Genomic DNA, 2,245 nt, shown 5'->3' with positions numbered 1-2,245 from the left:
TCAGCTGCGGAACTCAGGGATATGAGTGCAACCAAAACTGCAACCACGGAACGACGAAGGCCCGACCGCTGAGCGGTCGGGCCTTCGTCTGCCCTGGCGGGCTGGTGCAGAGGATGCGAGAACGAACTCGTGAGGGTTGCCCCCAACACGCTTTCCAATTCTCCCGAACACTGCCCGCCGGGGTCCGCACCCGTTCTGACCTGCGGTGGAGCGATCCATCGGTGCGGCCCTGGACCCCGCTGGACGGGGATGAATGAGACCAAGACTGAGACCACCCGCCATCGGCCCTTGGCCGGTCCGGTGTTGCTGCGTGGGAACGGGCGTCGGGCCCAGGCTGATCCCCAGGCCGTGGTGTTGGAGCAGGCGTCCGGCGCGGCGGCGCTCTTGCAAGGGGGCCGGCTACCGGGGAACGGTCACCGCCATGAGGCCGCCGTCGCCGAGGTGCAACCAGCCGCGGCCTGGGGCGGGCGATATGCCGACGAGAGAGGTTGCCGAGGCGCTGCCGATCAACTTGCCGGACGTGTAGGCCTGCGGTGCGAGTAGTAGGCCCCGGCGCGCCTTGGTCAGTTCGCTCAGCCACTTCATGCTGTGGTCGATCTCCCGCTCATCCCCGGCCGCGACCAGAGCTGCACCTTCGCTGGATCCGTGTTGGAGCAGTCGCCTCAGCACATGGGACGCACCGCAGTCCGCCAGTACCTCGGCGTCGTCCATCACCACCACCACGGGGTCGTCCCGCGTAGCCGTGTCCAGCACCTCCTCAAGTTCCTGACGTTCGATGTCGTCCTGGACGAGGCAGCCCAGCACAGACGGTCGCTCTGCCAGTTCGCGCAGCGGGGAAGGCCGTGGCGCGACTAGGAGGAGCCGGGTGCCGCCCGCCAGCAAGGAGCGCGCGACGGTCGTCAGTGCGGTGGAGCGCCCCGATCCAGCTGGTCCGGCAATGGTGAAGGCGGGAGCGGATCCGGCTGCTAGATCGGGACCGTGGGCGGAGAGGGGGTCGCCTCCGACACCTGCGAGCGCCCACAACCGTGGTACCGCTGGGGGCCGCATCGCCCACGCTTCGTCGAAGCCGATGTCCGACGGTAGGGAATCGAAGCGCAGCTGTCGCTCCAGAGCCTCACGGGCCGTGCTCCAGAGCCCCAGCAACAGCGTATGGTCCTCCAATTGCAGGTGCGCCGCGTTGGAGAAGGCGATGAGCGCTTCGCGGTCGGGCAGCTCGTCATGGGTGTACCAGCGGATCCATCTGTCCGCCGTGATCCCTGTCTGGTGTTCCAGCTCAGTGAAGGACCAATGGTGCTTGCGTCGGTGCTCTTCGAGGCAGTGATGCACAGCGATGAGTTCCCGACGTGCGGGGGAGCGGGCCACCTCGAACTCGCGGCTCTGCACCCCGTAGAACGTCGCATTCGCGGGGCGGTGCTTCTCCAGCGCGTCCGCCATCCTGGCGAATCCCTCGCTACGGCGAACCACGCTGAGGAAGACCCTGAGTGCGTCTTTGTCGTCCCACAACGACTGCGCCGCATTGATGATCAGGGACTTCAGCGATTCCAATGCGGCGTCGCCCTGCGTGCCGTTGTCCGCTTCCTCGCCGGGCGCCGTGTCGTCGTCCTGAAGGCTTGCATGTGCCTGGGCGACCGTCTCGCTGACGGCCAGCTTCCATAGCTCCTTGAACCGGTCAGCCACAGCGTCGTCATCGTCGCGGGCGATCTCGGCAAGGGCGCGGACGATGAGGTCGACGCGGCCCAGCGGCGGCAGGTCGGTCTTCTGGAAGACATCCAGGACCGCTTGGTGGTTGACGATCCAGAAGCCCTGAGCGTCCTTGCCGATCCGATCCCGGATGCCCCGTGCGGACGGGAGCCCCGCGTCCAGTCTGAGGTCGTGGAGATCGCCGTTCAGCCTTTCCAGACAGGGCTGACGGGAGAGGTCTGGCCTCGTCCACAACTGAGCACTCACGGTTCCTCCCCCGGGGCGGAGTGCATTGCCGTCAGCCCGCACTCGACGGCGGCGGCGGGGCTTCCCCCCGAATGGTAGACACTGGTTTGTGTGCTTATGCGGCGAGTGTCATGGTACTCAATCGCCGTTCGTGCTGATGCTCGTACTCGGCCGGGCAGAGCTGTCCGGTGGTGGAGTGCCTTCGCCAGGTGTTGTACCGATTGAGCCAACGGAACACTGTGCGGCGGCAGTTGGTGACTCCGTTCCAGCGGCGTGCGCCCTGGAGGATTTCTCGTTTCAGGGACGCGTGGAAGCTCTC

Annotated in this window: 2 protein-coding genes; both read right to left on the bottom strand. The window is 66.5% G+C overall.

Annotation, left to right across the window (positions count from 1 at the left end; all coding sequences use genetic code 11):
- Positions 1–399 precede the first annotated feature (399 nt).
- On the bottom strand, positions 400–1,947 hold the full coding sequence (locus C7C46_RS31230; protein WP_110673293.1) for an AAA family ATPase: 1,548 nt from the start codon (positions 1,945–1,947) through the stop codon (positions 400–402).
- A 94-nt stretch (positions 1,948–2,041) separates the two neighbouring features.
- On the bottom strand, positions 2,042–2,245 hold a 204-nt coding region (locus C7C46_RS31225; RefSeq protein ID WP_245985242.1), incomplete at its 5' end, for an integrase core domain-containing protein.

It is taken from the genome of Streptomyces tateyamensis, assembly GCF_003205575.1.
GTDB classification, from domain to species: Bacteria; Actinomycetota; Actinomycetes; order Streptomycetales; family Streptomycetaceae; genus Kitasatospora; species Kitasatospora tateyamensis.
This window is presented reverse-complemented; position numbering and strand designations above follow the sequence as displayed.